This is a genomic window from Providencia sp. 2.29 (assembly GCF_015832305.1).
GTDB lineage: Bacteria > Pseudomonadota > Gammaproteobacteria > Enterobacterales > Enterobacteriaceae > Providencia > Providencia stuartii.
On sequence record NZ_CP065420.1, the window covers coordinates 4,259,981 to 4,280,398 of the forward strand.

At 42.6% G+C, this 20,418-nt stretch carries 18 protein-coding genes; 6 read left to right on the top strand and 12 right to left on the bottom strand.

Going from position 1 to position 20,418, the window contains the following annotated elements:
- Nucleotides 1-47 precede the first annotated feature (47 nt).
- The 4 genes from yigL to pldA all read right to left on the bottom strand — a co-directional run bounded on the left by yigL (nucleotide 48) and on the right by pldA (nucleotide 4,698).
- Complete coding sequence (gene yigL, locus I3B46_RS20230) at nucleotides 48-854, bottom strand: sugar/pyridoxal phosphate phosphatase YigL (RefSeq protein ID WP_004915597.1); 807 nt, start codon at nucleotides 852-854, stop codon at nucleotides 48-50.
- A 13-nt stretch (nucleotides 855-867) separates the two neighbouring features.
- A complete protein-coding gene (pldB, locus tag I3B46_RS20235) occupies nucleotides 868-1,863 on the bottom strand; it encodes a lysophospholipase L2 (protein WP_004915594.1) in 996 nt (331 codons plus the stop codon).
- A 15-nt stretch (nucleotides 1,864-1,878) separates the two neighbouring features.
- Nucleotides 1,879-3,705 (bottom strand): ATP-dependent DNA helicase RecQ, encoded by a 1,827-nt coding sequence (recQ, locus tag I3B46_RS20240; RefSeq protein ID WP_004915592.1) that lies wholly within the window; start codon nucleotides 3,703-3,705, stop codon nucleotides 1,879-1,881.
- A gap of 129 nt (nucleotides 3,706-3,834) precedes the next feature.
- On the bottom strand, nucleotides 3,835-4,698 hold the full coding sequence (pldA, locus tag I3B46_RS20245) for a phospholipase A (RefSeq protein ID WP_376738356.1): 864 nt from the start codon (nucleotides 4,696-4,698) through the stop codon (nucleotides 3,835-3,837).
- Nucleotides 4,699-4,884: 186 nt separating this feature from the next.
- Between pldA and I3B46_RS20250 the strand changes: the two genes are divergently transcribed.
- The 6 genes from I3B46_RS20250 to prfH all read left to right on the top strand — a co-directional run bounded on the left by I3B46_RS20250 (nucleotide 4,885) and on the right by prfH (nucleotide 12,329).
- Nucleotides 4,885-5,355 (top strand): thioesterase family protein, encoded by a 471-nt coding sequence (locus tag I3B46_RS20250; RefSeq protein ID WP_014657293.1) that lies wholly within the window; start codon nucleotides 4,885-4,887, stop codon nucleotides 5,353-5,355.
- 159 nt (nucleotides 5,356-5,514) lie between these two features.
- Nucleotides 5,515-6,405, top strand: a complete 891-nt coding sequence (gene rarD / locus I3B46_RS20255) for an EamA family transporter RarD (RefSeq protein WP_004915578.1) — start codon at nucleotides 5,515-5,517, stop codon at nucleotides 6,403-6,405.
- A 712-nt stretch (nucleotides 6,406-7,117) separates the two neighbouring features.
- Nucleotides 7,118-8,470, top strand: a complete 1,353-nt coding sequence (locus I3B46_RS20260) for an APC family permease (RefSeq protein WP_004915576.1) — start codon at nucleotides 7,118-7,120, stop codon at nucleotides 8,468-8,470.
- Between the two features lie 104 nt (nucleotides 8,471-8,574).
- A complete protein-coding gene (locus tag I3B46_RS20265; RefSeq protein WP_004915572.1) occupies nucleotides 8,575-10,296 on the top strand; it encodes an amidohydrolase in 1,722 nt (573 codons plus the stop codon).
- A gap of 288 nt (nucleotides 10,297-10,584) precedes the next feature.
- A complete protein-coding gene (locus I3B46_RS20270; protein WP_072502700.1) occupies nucleotides 10,585-11,721 on the top strand; it encodes an RNA ligase RtcB family protein in 1,137 nt (378 codons plus the stop codon).
- Complete coding sequence (gene prfH / locus I3B46_RS20275) at nucleotides 11,718-12,329, top strand: peptide chain release factor H (protein ID WP_395756072.1); 612 nt, start codon at nucleotides 11,718-11,720, stop codon at nucleotides 12,327-12,329. The genes I3B46_RS20270 and prfH overlap by 4 nt, the downstream gene beginning before the upstream one ends.
- A 53-nt stretch (nucleotides 12,330-12,382) precedes the next feature.
- Here prfH and I3B46_RS20280 read toward each other — a convergent pair whose 3' ends face one another.
- From I3B46_RS20280 to lptM, 8 genes are all read right to left on the bottom strand, one after another.
- On the bottom strand, nucleotides 12,383-12,967 hold the full coding sequence (locus I3B46_RS20280; protein ID WP_004915561.1) for a 2OG-Fe(II) oxygenase: 585 nt from the start codon (nucleotides 12,965-12,967) through the stop codon (nucleotides 12,383-12,385).
- 265 nt (nucleotides 12,968-13,232) lie between these two features.
- Nucleotides 13,233-14,531, bottom strand: a complete 1,299-nt coding sequence (locus I3B46_RS20285; RefSeq protein WP_036942624.1) for a hypothetical protein — start codon at nucleotides 14,529-14,531, stop codon at nucleotides 13,233-13,235.
- A 212-nt stretch (nucleotides 14,532-14,743) separates the two neighbouring features.
- Nucleotides 14,744-16,915: a DNA helicase II gene (uvrD, locus tag I3B46_RS20290; RefSeq protein ID WP_004915554.1), complete on the bottom strand. Its 2,172-nt coding sequence runs from the start codon at nucleotides 16,913-16,915 to the stop codon at nucleotides 14,744-14,746.
- A 49-nt stretch (nucleotides 16,916-16,964) separates the two neighbouring features.
- Complete coding sequence (yigB, locus tag I3B46_RS20295; RefSeq protein ID WP_004915551.1) at nucleotides 16,965-17,681, bottom strand: 5-amino-6-(5-phospho-D-ribitylamino)uracil phosphatase YigB; 717 nt, start codon at nucleotides 17,679-17,681, stop codon at nucleotides 16,965-16,967.
- A complete protein-coding gene (xerC, locus tag I3B46_RS20300) occupies nucleotides 17,681-18,610 on the bottom strand; it encodes a tyrosine recombinase XerC (protein ID WP_004915548.1) in 930 nt (309 codons plus the stop codon). Before xerC ends, yigB begins: the two co-directional genes overlap by 1 nt.
- Nucleotides 18,592-19,296, bottom strand: a complete 705-nt coding sequence (locus I3B46_RS20305) for a DUF484 domain-containing protein (protein WP_004915546.1) — start codon at nucleotides 19,294-19,296, stop codon at nucleotides 18,592-18,594. Before I3B46_RS20305 ends, xerC begins: the two co-directional genes overlap by 19 nt.
- A 27-nt stretch (nucleotides 19,297-19,323) precedes the next feature.
- Nucleotides 19,324-20,148: a diaminopimelate epimerase gene (gene dapF / locus I3B46_RS20310; RefSeq protein ID WP_014657285.1), complete on the bottom strand. Its 825-nt coding sequence runs from the start codon at nucleotides 20,146-20,148 to the stop codon at nucleotides 19,324-19,326.
- Between the two features lie 21 nt (nucleotides 20,149-20,169).
- On the bottom strand, nucleotides 20,170-20,349 hold the full coding sequence (lptM, locus tag I3B46_RS20315) for an LPS translocon maturation chaperone LptM (RefSeq protein ID WP_004915541.1): 180 nt from the start codon (nucleotides 20,347-20,349) through the stop codon (nucleotides 20,170-20,172).
- Nucleotides 20,350-20,418: the final 69 nt, after the last annotated feature.

A 20,418-nucleotide genomic window follows, 5' to 3' on the forward strand; every position in this document is an offset into this window, starting at 1 on the left:
AGGTCGTTTTATCGACCTCTATTTTCGGATAACATTTAATTTTTACATTATGCTAAATAGAGCTTTCTTAAATAACGCGCTACCGCATCATCGGCATTAGAGCCAATGACCTCAAGTTGAGGTAATTCATCTTTAAGCATCTGGTGAGCATTTTCCATAATGCAACCTTTCCCTGACAAGGTCAGCATTTCTTTATCGTTCATACCATCACCAAAGGCGATACAGTCATGCACTTGATAACCTTGAAGTGCCGCAACTTGTTGCAGGGCTTCCCCTTTAGAAACCACACCAGCCATGACCTCTAAGCAACTACGTAGTGAAAAAGTCACATTAACACGATCTTGCCAACGTTCACGGATGCGATTTTGTAAATCTACCAACATATCGTGATCTTCACTGGTGTAATAGACTTTACAAACATCTGAAGTATCAAAGTTATGGCGATCAAATAGCGTGTACTGAAATACCGATTCTTTAAAGAACTCTTTCTGTTCGGGGCTTTCACGGTTAATAAACCAGTCATCTCCCCCGTAATAGTTGGTCACCAAATCAGGGTGATCAAACTCCATCAAGCACAACTCATGAGCAATTTCAGGATCAACATTATGCTTAAAGATCAATTCACCTTTTGTATTGTGTACCCGTGCACCATTCGACGTGATCATATAGGCATCAATACCTAAACCATCTCTAATTTGTGCAACATCCACATGGTGACGACCCGTCGCAAACACAAAATGGATATCTTGTGTTTCTACTAATTGTTTCAGTGTTTCCTTGGTGAAAGCGGTTAAATCATGATTAGGAGATAAAAGAGTACCGTCCAAATCAGAAGCAACAACAGGATATTTCATAAATCATTCCTAGCTAATACTGCTCAAAAAAATCACAGATAGCATTAAGCGCCATCGCTCTTAATGCATCCACTTCAAACAGGATTTCGTGGTGTGCCCCTTCAATCACGAGGGGTAATTTTTCTTCTCTTCCTGTCTGTGCTTTTTGCCGACTTTGACAAAAAGCCTGTAGCTCTCGATTGCTGACCACTTTATCTTCACTTGCTTCTAACACCAACAGTGGTACATCAATTTCTCCCGCCCGGGCAATTAGCTCATCGCCAATTGCAAAACTTTCTTTTAACCAATGATAGGTAGGGCCACCTAGCCGCAATTCGGGATAATCCGCATAATAGCGGAGATAACGCCGGTAACGTTCCTGACTGTGAGTCAACACATTGATCAAATAAGGCAACGGCTGCCATTTCCCCGTTGAAATCGCATAGTCATTACGCACACTGCGGTGTAGCTCCGCCCGATCAACAATAAAGCTCGCTAACCAGTGTGGGATCGGTAAATTAATCCCAATCATAGGGGCGCAAAACGCCGCTGCATCAAAGGTGACATTATCCCGTAATAAATAGCCGCCGAGGATCGCACTCCCCATTGAGTGGGCTAATGCATAACATTTGAGATAATGCCGACATTGCACTTCAAGTTCAACAAACTTTGCAAAATCATCAATATAGTCAGTAAACTTTTCAACGTGGCCTTTTTGTGGATCATCCAACATACGTCCGGAGCGCCCCTGCCCTCGATGGTCAATAATAAAGACATCGAAACCGAGGTGATAAAAGTCATAGGCAACTTCTGGGTATTTCATATAGCTTTCGCTACGACCAGGGGAGATAACAACGGCTTTATTATTTAGGGAATGGGTAAAACGAACATAGCGAATAGGAACATCATCGACCCCTAGAAATTCAGCTTCTTCTCTGCGCAACCAAAAGTCTAAAAGTGGACCGTTAGCAAATGCAGAAAATTGAGTTTCTCGGTTTAACCAATTTTCTTTCAGCTTTTCTGGGGTCATATGTATATCCTTTCGTCATTCGTAACCTTCAAGATGGTCCCTAATCAATGTCATAAAAGCATCACCAAAGCGTTCAAGCTTTTTCTCCCCCACACCATTAATTAACAACAATTCTGAAGGGGAAGCCGGACAATGCTCAGCCATCTCAATCAGGGTTGCATCATTAAACACAACGAATGGAGGAATATTCTCTTCGTCTGCTATAGATTTACGCAATTTGCGCAACTTAGCAAATAACTTCTTATCATAGTTTCCTCGATAAACTTTGCTTTGCTGATTACGGCTTTTTGCCACCAAAACACGAGGAACAGCAAGTTGCAAAGCGGATTCGCCGCGTAATATCGGCCTAGCTGCTTCCGTTAATTGCAACGCTGAAAAATGCGTAATATTTTGTGTGATCATCCCAAGATGGATCAACTGGCGGATAACGCTGACCCAATGCTCATGGGATTGATCTTTACCGATGCCATATACCGGTAATTTATCATGACCTAGTTCGCGGATGCGCTGATTGTTTGCCCCGCGCAAGACCTCAACAATATAACCAATACCAAAACGCTGACCAACACGGTAAATACAAGATAGCGCTTTTTGGGCATCCACTAGCCCATCATACTGTTTTGGCGGGTCTAAACAGATATCACAATTGCCACACGGCGCTTGCCTATTTTCACCAAAATAATTGAGCAGCACTAATCGGCGGCAAGTTTGAGCCTCCGCAAATGCAGCTATCGCATTCAACTTATGGCGCTCAATATCCTGCTGCAAGCCAGCGGGTTTCTCTTCAAGACAGCGGCGTAGCCATGCCATATCCGCAGGGTCATAAAATAGTACGGCTTCCGCTTCAACCCCATCGCGACCTGCTCGCCCTGTTTCTTGATAATAGGCCTCGATATTGCGAGGGATATCAAAATGCGCCACAAAGCGCACATTGGACTTGTTGATCCCCATACCAAAAGCCACTGTTGCCACAACAATTTGTAGGTTATCTTTTAAAAAAGCATCTTGTACCCACTCTCGTTGTTGGTTATCTAACCCTGCATGATAAGCTGCAACGCTTAACCCACGTTTTTGCAGACGCTCTGCCGTTTCTTCCACTTTGCTGCGGCTATTGCAATAGACAATACCCGCTTTACCTTTTTGTGCTTTGATAAAGAACCAAAGCTGATCAAGCGGTTTATATTTTTCGACTAAGGTATAGCGGATATTGGGTCTATCAAAACTGCTGATTTGTATCAAAGGGTCATGTAAGGCCAATAAACGTACGATATCGGCTCGTGTCGTTTCATCTGCTGTTGCCGTTAATGCCATGATAGGAACATCAGGGAAGTGCTGCCGTAACTGACCAATGGCGCGATACTCAGGACGAAAATCATGCCCCCATTGCGAAACACAGTGTGCTTCATCCACCGCCAATAAACTGATATTCCAACTACTCAGCTGGCTAAGAAAATAGTCAGTTAATAACCTTTCGGGCGCAACATACAGCAACTTGATGGCGCCTTGGGCGCATAAGGCCATCACGTCTCGCTGCTCTTGAGCGGTTTGAGAGGAGTTTAAACAAGCTGCTTTGATACCATGAAGGCGTAATTGGTCGACCTGATCTTTCATTAGGGAGATCAAAGGCGATACCACCAGCGTTACCCCCTCTTTAACCAGAGCAGGAACTTGATAACATAGCGATTTACCGCCCCCAGTTGGCATAAGCACCAAACAATCGCGGTTATCGAGTATGGCACGAATAACAGCTTCCTGCCCAGGGCGGAAAGACTGATAACCAAAAGTATTATTGAGTATACTTTCAGCCAGTGAAAACTGGGAGATCACTTCAGCTGTAGACACGCGGATCCTCAAATGACAAACTGATAGCTGCTCAATAGAGCAGCATCTAAATAGCGGGTTAGCACTCGGTGTTTTTCAAGGTATCACTTGAAATAGAGTTGCAGTATGCTAGCAAATAAGCGCTAATGACTAAAGCATATCATTTAGCATCACACCGATACCAAAACGTGTTTGTCGGTAATCATAATCAATCATCGATTCGCCATAGCCACTAAACAACTGGGTATATAATCGCACATGTTTGGTAATGGGATAGCTCCAACCCAATTCCGCGGCACCATAACCACTGTTCCAGTTGTAACGCCCTGTCGCGGTAATCACACTATCACCTAGAGCATAACCCACTTTTAGTCGATAGTAGCCCATGTATTTGGTGATATCTTTATTATCATCGCTGCCTTCACTCTCATGAATGCGATACCACGGTTTTAAATCAACTTGCCAATTGCCATTTTGTGCCATGGCCCGCGCATAAATGCGGTTCCAGCTGCGAGAGGTTGGCTCTGAGCGACCGTTCGACTCGTGGTTAAAGCCTGTTTCCAGCTCTCGTAATGTCCAACCTCCCCATTGATAATCTGTTGCCCAACCAATAAATAGCTGAGGTTCATAATTGGTTTCGCGAAATGGTGAAGACTCTTTTTTATTACTTAATTGCCACCAAGAACGCTGAGTATATGACGCCGCTAATACGGAGTTTTCCCCCGCAATCCCGCGCCATAAAGGGAAACCTAGACTAATCTGAAACTTTACTTCATCGCGCAATGCATCTTTACCCCAATCATAGCTTTTTATCGCCTCTTTATTCATAGATGAGGTATAGGTATAAATAATGTAATTGGATTCATAAGGGTAAAGTACAAAAGGACTCTCGTAATTTTGTAATAACCCAGAAATAATGCTGCCTCTAATTGGCGTTTTCTCTGTTGTATCTACGGAAGTTAATGTATCTGTATTTTCTGCGGCGAATAATGATACAGACCAAAAACAGAGCACAGTACCAACTAATTTGTGAAAAACGCGCATTCTGTTATTCCTATTCTGAAAAAATCCCAAAAAAGTTTATCTCATTTTACACACAAAATCTGACAACTGCTGAAAGATTATTCGTTCATTTCATAGAGACATATTTTATACATAGTGATAACTTATTATTCACATATTTTTTAAAGGATGAATAAGATGAATGACCGTACTTATACATTAGAAGAAGCAAGTAAGCTCATGAGTGATGCGTTTATCTATAAAATGCCTTTTAATCAGCTTTTGGGAATACAATTGGCTCAGATAAATGATGATTTTGTCCAACTAACAATTAAGAATCGTCCAGAATTGATTGGTAATTTTACACAAAACATTCTTCACGGTGGTGTCATTGCATCAATATTAGATGTCGCTGGTGGCATGGTATGTATTAACCGTATTCTCCAACGGATCACACCATTAGTGCATCAAGATATTGTCGATAAAATGTCAAAAATGGGCACCATTGATCTACGAGTTGATTATTTACGTCCTGGTCGAGGTGAAGTGTTTACTGCAAGCGCCAGTTTATTACGCGATGGCAATAAAATTGCAGTGACGCGTTGCGAACTACATAACGAACGTAATCAGCATATCGCAACAGCCACGGCCACTTATCTCATTGGATGAAACGAGAAAGTAAAAAATTAGTTACTTACTCAACTAATAACTTGTAAAAAAACTCGAGCAATGTCACATTAATAAGGTCATAAATCGAGCCGATATTTTCTAAGGCTCGATATCTCAATCGACTTACTTTTAGCCGTTTATTCAAATTCAGAGCCAATAATGAGCCAACAAAATACCATCAAAGGCGTGTTATGTGCCTTGGGCGCTTATTTAATTTGGGGCGTCGCACCTATTTATTTTAAAACCATCCAAGAGGTGCCGGCAGAAGAGATACTGACTCATCGTATTATCTGGTCATTTTTCTTTATGTTGGTTTTATTAACTGCAACAAAACACTGGAGCTATATGCGCCAAGTGTTAAAGCAGCCTAAAAAAATCCTTATATTAGGCGTCACCGCGGTGACTATCGCTTCCAACTGGCTAATTTATATTTGGGCCGTTAACCATGGATATATGTTGCAAGCTAGCCTAGGCTACTTTATTAACCCTCTGGTGAACGTTTTATTTGGAATGCTATTTCTGCAAGAGCGCTTTCGCCGCATGCAGTGGGTCGCGGTTATTTTAGCCTTAACGGGTGTTCTTATTCAGTTATGGCAATTTGGCTCCGTTCCGGTTATCGGACTTAGCCTCGCCGTGACTTTTGCAACCTACGGTTTATTACGGAAAAAACTTGGAGTTGATGCCCAAACGGGAATGACATTTGAAACCCTGTGGTTACTCCCAGTGGGCGTTATTTTCTTGCTGTTCTTTGCCGATAGCCCAACCAGCAACATGGCAATGAATGATTGGCACTTAAATGTGTTATTAATCCTTGCTGGTGTTATCACAACCGTGCCATTGTTGCTATTTACTGAAGCAGCTAACCACCTTCGCTTGTCGACACTGGGCTTTTTCCAATATTTAGGGCCAACTATTATGTTTTTACTCGCGGTATTTATCTACGGCGAAAAAATGACATCAGAGCTACTCGTGACATTTGGCTTTATTTGGGTCGCATTAATTTTATTTACCTTGGATGCACTTTACACACAACAAAGGTTAAGAAAGTAATTCCTGCAAATTGCCTATATAAAGGCAAAGTCCAAAACACTGACCTTTATTTATTTATGAATAAAAGGTCAGTGTTTCATTTTATGGAACTGAATGAGTTAATTTATTTTAAGCATAATAGACAATATGCTAATTCATCGCGTTTATCTAAATGTTAACTCAACCTAAATATATTAAAAAAAGCCCATTTATTATTAAAATAAGCCATAACTCTCGACAATATAAAACACTCACCTTTCAGTAGAACCCACTTTTACGCACAAAAGAAAAACCCATAAAATCAAAGTGTTGAATGATAATCCAATAGGGTTGCGTTACGCTTAAAACAGGCTATTATTAAATTTATCTAAAATTAAATTCCGGTTTATCTCTAAATTAAAACCAACTCTTTGAAAAAAAGTCATTTTTTATTTTTTAATAATTAATCATTGCGTTAAAGGAACATCGACTCTATATTGTACGCCGCTTGTATTCACCCCAGCGGATGGTGATGGTCCGATTCATCACTGACGTTTCATTAAAGTGCGCACGATGACATGTAATTTATTTATGTCCTGGTGCGAGGTTTTCTGAAATTGAATACAGGTCCGCTCTAAAAAATTTTTTAAATACAATAGTGTAGTCAGTTTATATGGCTGCATTTTAGGTTCACTCCGCCTGTGTATTCAGAAAGAGTTGATAGTTGTTAAGGGCTTTTGGGAAGGGCTTAAAAATGCAACAGAATACCGTTCAAATGAAACGTGTACTGACCACGCCTGCGCTCATTTTCTTTGGGCTGGCTTATATGGTGCCACTCGGGATTTTCACTACCTATGGACAAGTGACAGTATTAAGTGAAGGCCATTTGCCTATCGCTTATCTTGTGACATTGGCTGCCGTTCTCTTTACTGCCATGAGCTATTGCCGTATGACGAGTGCGCTACCTCTTTCGGGTTCTGCATACTCTTATGTGCAAAAAACATTTGGCGGAACATTGGGTTTCCTAGTCGGTTGGGCGCAATTACTCGATTATTTATTTTTGCCGATTATTAACTATATTGCGATTGGGATCTTCGTGCATGAAGCTTTCCCTAATATTCCAATGCCAGTCATTATCTGCACCACGATTGCCGTTGTCAGCATCATGAATATTTTAGGGATCAAACTCGTCTCTTCAATGAATATGCTGATTATTAGCATGCAAATTGTCTTTATCGCCGTATTCTTGTTCTTGAGCTTTAAGACTAATTTTGTGCTAGATACAGACGCACTACTCGCACCGATTACGCTAACGGCAGATCAAATGCCTGGATTATTCGCGGGTGCTGCCGTGCTATGTTTGGCCTTCTTAGGTTTCGATGCCATTTCAACCATGGCAGAAGAAACAAAAGATGCGCGTAGCACATTACCAAAAGCGATTATTTATACCGTCTTTATTGCGGGTGCGCTGTTTATCATCATCTCTTACAGCGCCCATTTGAGTTATCCATTATGGCAAGACTTTATTCCAAATACCGATATTGCTAGCCTCGCGGTCATGGAAAAAGTCGGCGGCGCAATGATGGCATCTAGCTTTATTACCGCTTATGTCATTGGTGTCTTTGCCTCAGCCATGACATCACAAGCCAGCATTGTGCGTATTTTCTATGCGATGGGGCGTGATGGCGTCTTGCCACGCTCAGTTTTTGCGTACCTGCATCCCAAACTGAATACCCCTGTGTATTCAATCATTTTTGTTGCCATCGCATCACTGCTTTCGCTGGTGCTTTCGCTCAGCATGGTAGCTTCAATGATTAGCTTCGGTGCACTGATTGCATTTACCTTTGTGAACTTGTCCGTGATTAAACACTTCTATATCGATCGCAAAGAAGCGCTTGATGGTAAAAAATTTATCACTTGCCTGATTATGCCGTCGATTGGTGTCATACTCACCCTATGGTTATGGACAAGCCTAGATAAAGAGGCCTTTACTGTGGGCCTGTGCTGGCTAGCGGCTGGTGCATTTTATCTCACATTGCTCACACATGGTTTCAGACGTCGTCCACCCGCAATTTCAGACGATGAGACCAATATGATCATCAATTAGTACCTATACTTTAGTACACGTATGATAATAATGGGGATGCATAATTTCCCCATTATTTTTGTTCCTGCCCATACCGATAGGGCCCTGATAAAGACTGGTTAGAAATGAATAATAAAGTTGCAGATGTCATTTATTTCAACGGTTATATCTACACCGCAGACAAGCAAAACAGTGTTGTAGATGCCATTGCCGTACAAGATGGCTACATTATCGCAAGTGGTACTTCAGAGGAATTACACCAATACGTTGGGCCGGAAACTGAGAGTATCGATTTAGAAGGCAAAATGATGATGCCCGGCATCATCGATGGCCATATGCACCCATTTTGGGGTGGGATCCAGCTATTTGGCTGCCACCTCAACTACGAGTCGCTAACGATTGAGCAGATACTACAACGTGTCCAAGATCATTTAGATAAAGACCCGCGTACCGGGGAAAATGATTGGCTAAAAGTCACAGCTTGGCTACGCCAAGGTATGCTACCGGCAGGTATTGATATGTACCGCGAGGACATGGACAAACTGAAAACCAATCGCCCTGTGGTGCTGTTTTCCAATGACTGCCATACACTGCTAGCAAATAGCCGTGCTTTAGCATTGTTTGGTATCACCAAAGACACCCCTGAGCCACCCGATGGTAAAATTGGTAAACATGCTAACGGCGAACTAAATGGGATTTTAGAAGATGCACCGGCGATGCGTGCAGCAGACAGCATCCCATCAATTCGCGATGACCAAGCCATTGAAGTTGCTGAACTGGTACAAAAAGTGTTAAACCAGCAAGGTGTAACCACCGTAATGGATGCCCGTGTTTCTGAGCAGCAATTAGAAGCCTTTGCTGAACTACAACGTCGCGAAGAGCTGACCGTTCGCTTTCAAGCTGCTCGCGAGATCACGCCAGATGAAACTCCGGATGTCGCCTCAGTTGCAGCCGCTGTCGATAAAGCTGTCGCTTTCGCTAAAAAATGGCACCAAGCTGATTGGACGCCAGCGCCGGGGATCGGCCTGCGAAATATCAAAATGTTTGTCGATGGTGTGATGCAGTTCCCAACAATGACGGCTTCACTATTGCAGCCTTATCGCATCAATATCGGCACCGATGAAGTTCCAAATTGGGTTGAAACAGATAACTATGGCGATTTGTATTTTACTGCTGAAATTCTTGATGAATTGATGGAAAAGATTGCGGCGGCAGGTTATGACCCACATCTACATACAGTCGGTGAAGGTGCCGTTTCTATTGTGCTTGATGCCATCGAAAAAATGCGTGCAGCCCATCCAGAAAAAGATATTCGCCCAGGCCTTGCTCACAATGAATTGGTTCATCCAAAAGATTATGAGCGATTTGCACGCCTCAAAACGATCGCTTGTCTTTCATTCCAGTGGGCTGCGCCAACCCCTGAATTAGCCGCTTTTGAGCGTAACATGCTCGGTGAAGAGCGTTTTGAACAATTAGAGCCTATCGCGAAGTTTATCGATGCGGGTGCTGTGGTCGCCTTTGGTAGTGACTGGCCGATTGATGATTTTGACGAATGGTATGATTTAAAAGTCGCAGCCACTCGCCGTGGACGTGATATCAATGGTAAACCAGCCCCTCGCTTGGATAATGACCGTGATATGACGGTCATTGAAGTCCTTCGTTCAGCCACGATTGACTCTGCCTATGCTCAACACAGAGAAGATGTGATTGGCTCACTTGAAGTGGGTAAATTTGCAGACATGATCGTGCTCGATCGTAACGTATTTCAGATCCCAGCTGATGATATTGAAAATGTGAAGGTATTACGTACGATTATTGGCGGTAAGACCGTCCATATCGCGCAGTAACTTGATATCTAAGCTCAATAATTAAACGGCTTACCGTCTTTCTGTAAGCCGTTCTACAAAGCGTAAACAATTCTTAATCAGCAACACTCTTGTGAAAACCGCTTGCAATCCCCCATCCCTGTCGTTATTATCCGCTCGTTTTTAACCATCTCACACACTGCAAGGAGGAACATCATGACAACAATTCATCACACTCTTTGCGGGCGTACTCAGAAATAGTCTCTCTATCTCTCCAGTTCTTGCCTGCTAAATCACCTTATTTTTTCCTTAAAAATGAGTTAATGACTTATGGGCAATATTATTCATTCTGTCAGCGAACACGTCAGTTATATCGCGACAGAAAATACTTGGATTGAAAGTAAAGCAATCCAACAGTTACAAACAACCGCAGCGCTCCCTAATATGGTTTCCGTGGTAGGCATGCCAGATCTACATCCTGGTCGTGGTTACCCAATTGGTGCGGCATTTTTCTCAACACAACGTTTCTATCCTGCATTGGTCGGTAATGATATTGGCTGTGGAATGAGTTTATTTCAGACCGATATCAAGACCACGAAGTTAAACTTGGATAAGTTTGAAAAACAGTTATCCACAATGCCGGATAGCGCCCCCTTAGAATGGCTCGATGAGCATGTTCCTCATGAAATGAAATCCCATCATTTTATGTCCTCACTCGGCTCGATTGGCGGCGGTAATCACTTTGCTGAATTTCAAATCATCGACAAAATATTTAACGATGAGTCGATTGCACAAAGCGGTTTAAATAAAAAGTGTGCATTACTGCTTGTGCACAGTGGATCCCGAGGATTAGGGCAATCCATATTACGTCAACATGTTGAAAATCATAGCCATAATGGCCTTGAAGAGCATTCAAATGACGCGAAAGCCTATTTAGAAGCTCACCAACATGCATTATCTTTTGCCGAACTAAACCGCCAATTAATTGGCTTACGCATGTTGCAGCAGGTCAAGGCAAAGGGGGAAATGGCCCTTGATGTTAATCATAACTTGGTTGAACCTTGCACGATTAACGGCATACAAGGTTGGCTCCATCGCAAGGGGGCAACCCCTTCTGACAAAGGCATGGTCATTATTCCTGGGTCACGTGGCGATTTCAGTTATTTAGTTCTGCCTCATGCAAGTGAGGTGAGCTTAAATTCACTCGCTCACGGTGCTGGCCGCAAATGGATGCGTACTGAGTGTAAGGGGCGGTTGTCTCACCGCTATACTCCATTGCAGCTATCGCGTACTGCATTAGGTAGCCGAGTCATCTGTGCTAATAAACAATTGATCTATGAGGAAGCTCCACAATCCTATAAGTCGATTGAAACCGTGATTGAAAGTATGGTGGGAGCAGGGTTAATTGAGGTTATCGCACGTTTACGCCCCTTACTCACCTACAAAACCAGTGGGGAGTGTGCATAATGTTATTACAATTTTCTTCTGCACAAGGCCCCGAGGAGTGCTGTATCGCTGTTGAAAAAGCACTGGCTTGCTTTTTTATTGAGGCTAAAAAACGTGAAGTCATGGTCAATACGCTCGAAACGGTTGCATCAAAACATGGCTTAAAATCTGCTTTGGTCGCTTTAGAAGGGCATGGTGCTGAGGAGCTAGCTCAGTTATGGTCTGGGACAATACAGTGGCAGTGTCAAAGCCCCTTAAGGCCAAAACATAAACGGAAAAATTGGTTTATTAATGTGATCCGCTTTTCGCCGATTCAAACCATTGAAGAGAGTGATATCGAGTTTGAATTTATAAAAGCTCAAGGTCCTGGCGGGCAGCATGTTAATAAAACCTGCTCCGCGGTAAGAGCAAAACATCTTGCAACAGGGATCAGTGTCAAAGTGCAATCTGAGCGTAGTCAGCATGCCAATAAAAAATTAGCTAAGCAGCTTATTTATTGGCGCTTAAATGAATACCAAGATCAGCAAGCATCGGCATTAAATAAACAACGACATAATGCGCATTATCAAATAGAAAGAGGAAATGCGAACATTATCTTTTCTGGACAAGCATTTAAACAAATTAATTAATTCATTTACAGCCCACCTCCGTAAGGAGGTGGCATTCATTGGATAGATAAAGCTTAAAGTATTTTTTCCGTCAAAAACCATCCGGCAATACTTTCACGCTTTTGTTGGGTAGGTAACACTTCATGAGGGAACTCTTCAGACATAAATACAATCATCCGACCGGCTAAAGGGTCAAGCTGAAATAGCTTATTATCCTGCTGATCATACACGACCAATTCACCCCCATCCCCAGATTTCCATGCTTCGTTCATATAAAGCACAGTCGTCACCTTACGCCGCCCTTGCCCTTGGAAATTATCCACATGTTTTTTATAAAATGCCCCATTAGGATAACGGCAAAAATGGGTTTCAAAATCACGCAATCCCATATAGCACGAGCGATTTAGCGCTTGGCGGATTTCATCCATCTTCGCCATATAACTGGCGATAGGCTCGCCCATTTCAGACTCTAGCCAAATTGTCTGATCACCGCGAATGGCTTTATTGCCATGCAGTGACTCACCGTTACCTATGCGCGCATCATGCAGATTATCAGGAATACAGCCCTTAATAGCCTCTATTTCTGACAGGTTCAAAAAATCATCCCACACATACCAACCCTGTGTAGAAAGAGAATCAATTAGATTATTCAATGACATGATAAATATTAGAAAGGTTATTCGGTATGATTTTATACTTCACTGTGTGGAAAATTTAAAATTAAAAACTTAAATCTTAAAGATTAAACTCTCGAATCAAAGTAACCTACCACAAGATAACAATTTTAAATTAGTGAACCATTTGAAAAACAACGATATTACAAACAAACCCCAAGAGTGCTCACCACTAGGATGAGCACGCCCTAATGAAACCAATGACAATTAATCTATTTTACGCCCTAGTCGAACGCTAAGGCCTCAACCATCAACACGTTCCATGCCCACAAAATGCGGTTTTCCCCATACAAAATTTTAGTGCGGCTGATGCACCCTCTCTATTGTCCTTCGTTGCATACGTAAAACAACTCACAGCTTCTGGGGCTTTTTCAAAACTTGAGATTTGCTCACTCAATAGTTGAGAGGACGATGAAATAAGTTTTGACTCCACCATTTTCTGGTCATCGCGATAGGCGGTAAGCAGTGCAATACGGGAAGATAAATATTGTTCGCTAATATTTGCTAACTGCTCTTGCTGAGCTTTTAATAACGAGTACACCGAATTCACTTCTCGATGAAACTTCTTAATATAAGCCTTAGTTGCATTATCCATAAAATCATGGATGGCAACATTAGTCTCTTTGAGTTCATTTAATTTATTCGAAATATAATTATTATTTTTTAACTCATTTAGACTATCAATATAGTTTTGTAGCTCGGTAGGATCCATTGTTAAATACGCATTGTCATCACGGCTTATATTAAGCGCATTTATAACGTTACTGTAGTGATTATTGAGTATTTCGATATTATTTTTCTGTGTCTGAATCGCAATTTTCGTTGCATTACCTACAGAGAGAAGTAACTCTTTATTTAAACCCGTCTGTTTTGATGCGCCTCTCGCAGACCATGCTGTTAATTTACGCGATAGCGCTTCTATTTTGTTAATTTTTGAATTCGCCCCTTTAAAAGCATGTTTAATATCTGAAAGCGCCTTATCACACAATTTGGTTTGCCTTCTATAAGCATCAAGGTAATCCAACGTCGTCACCTTTAGTGCAACCTGTACGCTCTCTAAGAACGGGCTATTTACTGGCGTCTTCTCTAATGATGATGGACTGTTGCTGCTTAACGATGAAACGCGTTTATCCAATTCAGTGAATCTATCCATTGTTTGCCCGATTGCATGACGTGCCGTAAAGCGCAATTCACTCATTACCGACTCAGGAAACTCAAGATCAAATTTGATCACGCCATGACTAAAAGCCCCAGGGAAAGGCTGTTTACCCCGTTCAAAAGCACGTAATGATGAGCTGTAATTGGATAACTGTTTTAATATTATTTTATTGGCTTTTTCAATATGATAAATAGCGCTATTAATCCATTGTATTAGTTGTTGGTTTCTTTTATATTGCGCTACATATGGGCTCGTAGTTAGATGATTTATTTCTGTTTCTAATACTCTTAATACAGATTGATTATCACCGATAAATTGATCATAATCCTTTTTAATTGCATTAAACTTATTTTTATAATTAGTTATATCATCTCTATTTACAAAATCCATTTTATTTTCCCTTAGTTTTAAATAAACGTACTAGCTGATAGCAATACGGAGCGTTAAAAATATATAACTGAGAGGAGAACAAAACAAATTTTAATTTTATATACGTTAATTAAAACCACATAAAGCTATTAATTAATTCGTTTATAATAAAAGTGAAAACTATAAAAATGCCAATTCTAATAGCGAAATTAGAATTGGCATTTATCAATAAACTATAAATTTTCTAACCGTGCATACGATGCAACCAGCCATTTGATCCCTTGCCCTTGAAAAGCAATTTGCAGTCGACAATGCTCACCACTGCCTTCCAAGTTAATAATTGTGCCTTCACCAAATTTCGGATGGCGAACACGTTGCCCCAACGCATACCCTGAATCATTTCGAGTAACGGGTGTGCCAAGGCGTTGGTGATTAACAGGGCGTGATACGGTTGCACGTAAACGCACTTCTTCAACACATTCCGTCGGTAATTCCGCAATAAAACGTGACGGACGGTGATAGACCTCTTTCCCATATAAACGGCGGCTTTCTGCATAAGTTATCGTCAACTTTTGCATAGCTCGAGTGATCCCCACATAAGCCAAACGCCGCTCTTCTTCCAAACGCCCACTTTCATCCATCGACATTTGGCTTGGGAACATTCCTTCTTCCATGCCCACGATAAATACATTCGGGAATTCCAAACCTTTAGCCGAGTGAAGCGTCATCAGTTGGACTGCATCTTGATGAATATCCGCTTGCCCATCTCCCGATTCGAGCGCTGCGTGAGATAAGAAAGCCTGCAGTGGCATCAGATCCTGATCTTCATCTTGATAGCTAAAGTCGCGCGTTGCGTTGACTAACTCTTCCAAGTTTTCGATACGCGCTTGTGCTTTTTCCCCTTTTTCTTGCTCATACATTGCACGTAAGCCAGAGTCATTGATCACTCTATCCGTTTGTACATGCAGTGGCATCTCTTGCGTTTCTTTCGCAAGTGCATCCACTAATTCTAAGAAACGTTCAATCGCTGCCGCCGCTCGCCCACCGAGGACTTGCTCACGCAATAAATATTCACAACTTTCCCAGAGTGTCAGTTGTTGATCACGCGCGGTTTGCCGTACCGTATCCAGCGTCCGCTCACCAATGCCCCGCGTCGGTGTATTCACAACTCGTTCAAACGACGCATCATCATTGCGGTTAGCAATAAGCCTTAAATAAGAGAGGGCATCTTTGATCTCTTGGCGTTCGAAGAAACGCTGACCACCATATATACGATATGGCATCGCGCTTTGAATAAGGGCTTCTTCCAGTACACGCGACTGAGCATTACTACGGTATAGCATGGCACAATCTTGCAAAGCTCCCCCATTTTCTTGCCACTGTTTAATACGACTGACAATATAACGTGCTTCATCTAATTCATTGAAAGCACAATAGAGAGAGATTGGCTCGCCATCACCGCCTTCCGTCCATAAATTTTTCCCTAATCGATCACTATTATGTGCGATCAATGCGTTAGCGGCTTTCAGAATATTATTCGTCGAACGATAATTTTGCTCAAGACGGATAGTTTCGGCACCGGGAAAATCATTCAAAAAACGCTGAATATTTTCCACTTGTGCACCACGCCAGCCATAAATGGACTGATCATCATCGCCGACGATCATCACTTTACCCGTGTCACCCGCTAACACTCGGATCCACGCATATTGGATACTGTTAGTATCTTGGAATTCGTCGACTAAAATATTGGTGAAGCGTTCGCGATAATGTTGTAGCACATGAGGTTTGTTCAGCCACAGTTCATGGGCGCGTAACAGGAGCTCAGCAAAATCCACTAGCCCCGCACGATCACAAGCTTCTTGATAGGCTTGATATACTTTCAGCCAAGTGCTTTCAACCGGATTACCATAGCACTCAATATGTTGAGGCCGTAGCCCCTCATCTTTTTTGCCGTTGATATACCACATGCCCTGACGGGGTGGCCACTGCTTTTCATCAAGGTTCATCGCTTTTAGCAAACGGCGAATTAACCGATACTGGTCATCACTATCTAAAATTTGAAAATCTTGTGGTAGGCCAGCATCCAGATAATGTTGGCGTAGAAGGCGATGTGCTAAACCATGGAACGTTCCTATCCACATGCCACCTTCACTTGAGCCAATCAATTGATTAATACGGTGGCGCATTTCTGCCGCCGCTTTGTTGGTAAAGGTCACCGCCATAATCGAAAATGGCGATGCATGCTCAACCGCCATTAACCAAGCAATCCGATGTACTAACACACGCGTTTTACCACTACCCGCTCCCGCAAGTACTAATAAGTTAGTGCGTGGTGCAGCAACCGCTTCACGCTGTTTGTCGTTAAGGCCTTCGAGCAGATAAGAAACGTCCATAATTACCATCAAAGCAGAACAGTGGCGACGACCACTGTATTTTTATACAGAAAAATGATTATACCAGTGACAATAGAGAAGCCAACTGAGAAATTTCAACATGCGGCAATAAGCGGACATCTTTTTCTTCCATCAGCGTCTTATTGTCGACATTGATCCAACAAGCTTGCATACCACTGCGGATCGCACCTTCGACATCAGTCAGCAAATTATCGCCAACATGCAAAATGGCATGAGGCTCCAGTGCTAACTTTTGAGCGGCTAACCGATACATATCACAATAGGGTTTCGAGCGCCCATCCGGGCCAGCTTTTAATACAAACTGAAAATATTGCCCTAATCCACACGCATCAGGCTCTGCATTACCGTTAGTAATTGCTACCAATGGCAATTTTTTGGCTAACTGAGTGAGTGTTTGGTGAGTGGATTCAGGAACATCGATTTGATTACGCCAATAAGTAAAATGAGCCATGAGGTCATCCGCCCCTTTTTGCGCGTCTTCACGGCTGTACCCATAGTGGCAAAACATCATTTTCGATGATAACCAACGCCAACGCGTGATGTCATGGCAAATATCAGGCTCTTGCTTCGCCACAATATTGCGAAAAGTGTATAAGTCATCATGGGTAAAATGATTAAACTGCGCATCATATTCACGGACAAAACGTAACACTTCTTCTTCCGTTTTATCAATGACCGGATGGTTGTCATACAATGTATCATCTAAGTCAAACGTAATGGCCTGAATAGGTGATAACGGACGGTAAAAATGCATTAAGGTTTCTCCCTTTTTGCTCTGGGATGAGCCACATCATAAACATTAGCCAGATGCTGGAAATCTAGGTGTGTGTAGATTTGTGTCGTCGATAAATTTGCATGACCGAGCAACTCTTGCACACCGCGTAAATTACCACTTGATTCAAGGATATGTGTTGCAAATGAGTGACGCAATTTATGAGGGTTAATGTGGCTATTAACCCCTTGTTTGATCCCCCATTGCTCAAAGCGCTTTTGAACATTACGGTTAGATATGCGTTTACCACTCTTTGTAGAGATAAAAACGGCACCATCTTCCGGCTCGTACAGCTCTCGCATTTCTAACCAACGCTTTAACCAGCTCACTGCGGTTTTGCCTAATGGGATCTTACGCTCTTTACTCCCTTTCCCCATCACTCTGACCTCACCCATCGCGAGGTCTAAATGACGAACATCTAACCCAACCAATTCAGATAAACGTAACCCCGCACCATACATCACTTCTAACATTGTCCTATCACGGACCACCAGCGGGTCGCCGCTTTCCATGCTCAGCAACTTTGAAACTTCATCCACATCCATATTTTTGGGTAAACGTTTTTTGGCCTTTGGTGCATGGACGGCAGTCACTGGATTTGCAGAAAGCTTATCTTGTTGCACCATCCAATCACAGAAACTCCGCAATGCCGATAAACGTAATGCCATACTGGCAGCTTGTAAGCCTTTACGACGACTTTTTGCTGCCACGTTGCGCGCTTTCGTGGCATCTAATTGCCGCCATTCGCTGACGTTCATTTCATTCAGCATCTCTACGACCACCGTGAGTTGACGGCGATAATTGGTGATAGTGACAGGGCTGAGCCTACGCTCAATTTGTAAATAACGTAAAAATGCTTCGACTTGGATCATCAGCCCTTGTGGCTGGGGGGTTATAGGCGCTCTATCCATCGGCAAAGTAACCTCGGTAGAATTTGAGCCACTTTCTCTAACATAACCGTTCCCATACCCTGTTGATAGTGATCTCGGTCGCGACTCGTAAATATCACCATGCCAGATTCCCCATGATGACCAAATAGTGAGATAGCCACTGACGCCACATTCATGGCATCAGGCAGTAAAAGTTGTATTTCAGGGCCGTTTAAATGGCCTAAATAGTGGGTCTTATCACCGAAACGCTGAATACGAATCGACTCAAATGCACGTCGAGACACGACAAGTGCTTGGGCATCAAGCGGAGCAGATAGCCGCCAGCAATCACTAAATAGACGCACAGATGCCCCGGATAGACCTAATTTTTTCGCCCAGCGATTCAAGCTGTTTAACATGTCACTCAGGCTCTGCGCCATTGACATCTCAATCACTAAATACAGCAATTCATCAAATAGTTGACCGTTTTCATGAGCCTGTTCAACCATGAAACAGATATCTTGTTCGAGTTGTTTGATTTTCAAACGTTGACGGTTCATGACGGCTTCAGGGAGCGAAATGGCTCCCTGAATAGCATGTGGGATTGTAAGCTGTTCAATAAGCGAGGCATTACGGATAAAGAAATCTGGCTGTTCCTGTAAGTAACGCACCACTTGGCTATCATCAATTTGATAAGGGCTGTCTAGTGCTACTTCCGGTTTATCCATTATAACCTCTTGATAATTGAATAAAGCTTAGAGCTGGATCACACCATCATAAACATGACTGGCAGGGCCTGTCATATATAACGGAGTGCCTGGACCATTCCAACTTATGTCGAGTGAACCACCCGGTAAATCAACTTTTACCTGATTAGCCAGTAACCCTTGCTGAATGCCAATCGCGACCGCCGCACATGCACCACTGCCACAGGCTTGTGTTTCGCCGGCACCACGTTCAAACACCCGCAAACGGATATGGTGAGCACTGACGATTTCCATAAAACCAACATTGGTTCGCTCAGGGAAACGTTCATGGCTCTCCAATACAGGGCCTAAAATTTCCACTTCCGCCGTTTTGACGCTTTCAACTTGGATCACACAATGGGGATTGCCCATTGAAACAACACCACATAACACTGTACGTTCTAAAGCGCGAATAATATAGGTCTTTTCCGCTTTGATGGCGCGAAACGGTACTTTCTGAGGCTCAAACTCCGGCTCTCCCATGTTCACGCAAACATCGTCATTTTCATTGATTGTCAATACCATACGTCCAGATTGGGTACTGACCTTAATCTTTTGTTTATTTGTTAGCCCTTTCAAACGCACAAAACGAGCAAAACAGCGGGCGCCATTCCCACATTGTGCGACTTCACTGCCATCTGCATTAAAAATGCGGTAATGGAAGTCTAAATCAGGATCATAAGGCGCCTCAACTAACAGTAATTGGTCAAAACCAACCCCAGTATGTCTATCAGCAAGACGGCTAATCAACTCAGGAGAAAAGTAAACATTCTGAGTGACACCATCAACAACCATGAAGTCATTACCTAAGCCATGCATTTTAGAAAATTGCATATTCCGCTCCATCGCAGCAGCTTATTGTTGGTTTGAGGTCGACACTCGCGAATCTGCCGCTGTGCTATTTTGTGTTTCATCAGATGATTGTGATGATGTCGCCTTATCTTCTGGTGGGAAATAAAGAGGGCCTTTTAAGCCACAACCAGAAAGAGTGAACAAAATAATAAGCGCAGAGAGTCCAACTAAACTTTTTTTCATTATATTTCGCCTGTAAAACTAACTTGTGACGTCTGAATAAGGTAACAGATTAACAGGGCTGCCTTTGCA

Coding starts and splice junctions, on each gene's coding strand:
- dapF (WP_014657285.1), bottom strand. CDS start 20,148: ATGCAATTTTCTAAAATGCATGGCTTAGGTAATGACTTCATGGTTGTT.
- I3B46_RS20270 (WP_072502700.1), top strand. CDS start 10,585: ATGGGCAATATTATTCATTCTGTCAGCGAACACGTCAGTTATATCGCG.
- I3B46_RS20305 (WP_004915546.1), bottom strand. CDS start 19,296: ATGGATAAACCGGAAGTAGCACTAGACAGCCCTTATCAAATTGATGAT.
- yigB (WP_004915551.1), bottom strand. CDS start 17,681: ATGCATTTTTACCGTCCGTTATCACCTATTCAGGCCATTACGTTTGAC.
- rarD (WP_004915578.1), top strand. CDS start 5,515: ATGAGCCAACAAAATACCATCAAAGGCGTGTTATGTGCCTTGGGCGCT.
- I3B46_RS20265 (WP_004915572.1), top strand. CDS start 8,575: ATGAATAATAAAGTTGCAGATGTCATTTATTTCAACGGTTATATCTAC.
- I3B46_RS20280 (WP_004915561.1), bottom strand. CDS start 12,967: ATGTCATTGAATAATCTAATTGATTCTCTTTCTACACAGGGTTGGTAT.
- pldB (WP_004915594.1), bottom strand. CDS start 1,863: ATGACCCCAGAAAAGCTGAAAGAAAATTGGTTAAACCGAGAAACTCAA.
- I3B46_RS20285 (WP_036942624.1), bottom strand. CDS start 14,531: ATGGATTTTGTAAATAGAGATGATATAACTAATTATAAAAATAAGTTT.
- xerC (WP_004915548.1), bottom strand. CDS start 18,610: ATGGATAGAGCGCCTATAACCCCCCAGCCACAAGGGCTGATGATCCAA.
- lptM (WP_004915541.1), bottom strand. CDS start 20,349: ATGAAAAAAAGTTTAGTTGGACTCTCTGCGCTTATTATTTTGTTCACT.
- I3B46_RS20260 (WP_004915576.1), top strand. CDS start 7,118: ATGCAACAGAATACCGTTCAAATGAAACGTGTACTGACCACGCCTGCG.
- uvrD (WP_004915554.1), bottom strand. CDS start 16,915: ATGGTAATTATGGACGTTTCTTATCTGCTCGAAGGCCTTAACGACAAA.
- yigL (WP_004915597.1), bottom strand. CDS start 854: ATGAAATATCCTGTTGTTGCTTCTGATTTGGACGGTACTCTTTTATCT.
- I3B46_RS20250 (WP_014657293.1), top strand. CDS start 4,885: ATGAATGACCGTACTTATACATTAGAAGAAGCAAGTAAGCTCATGAGT.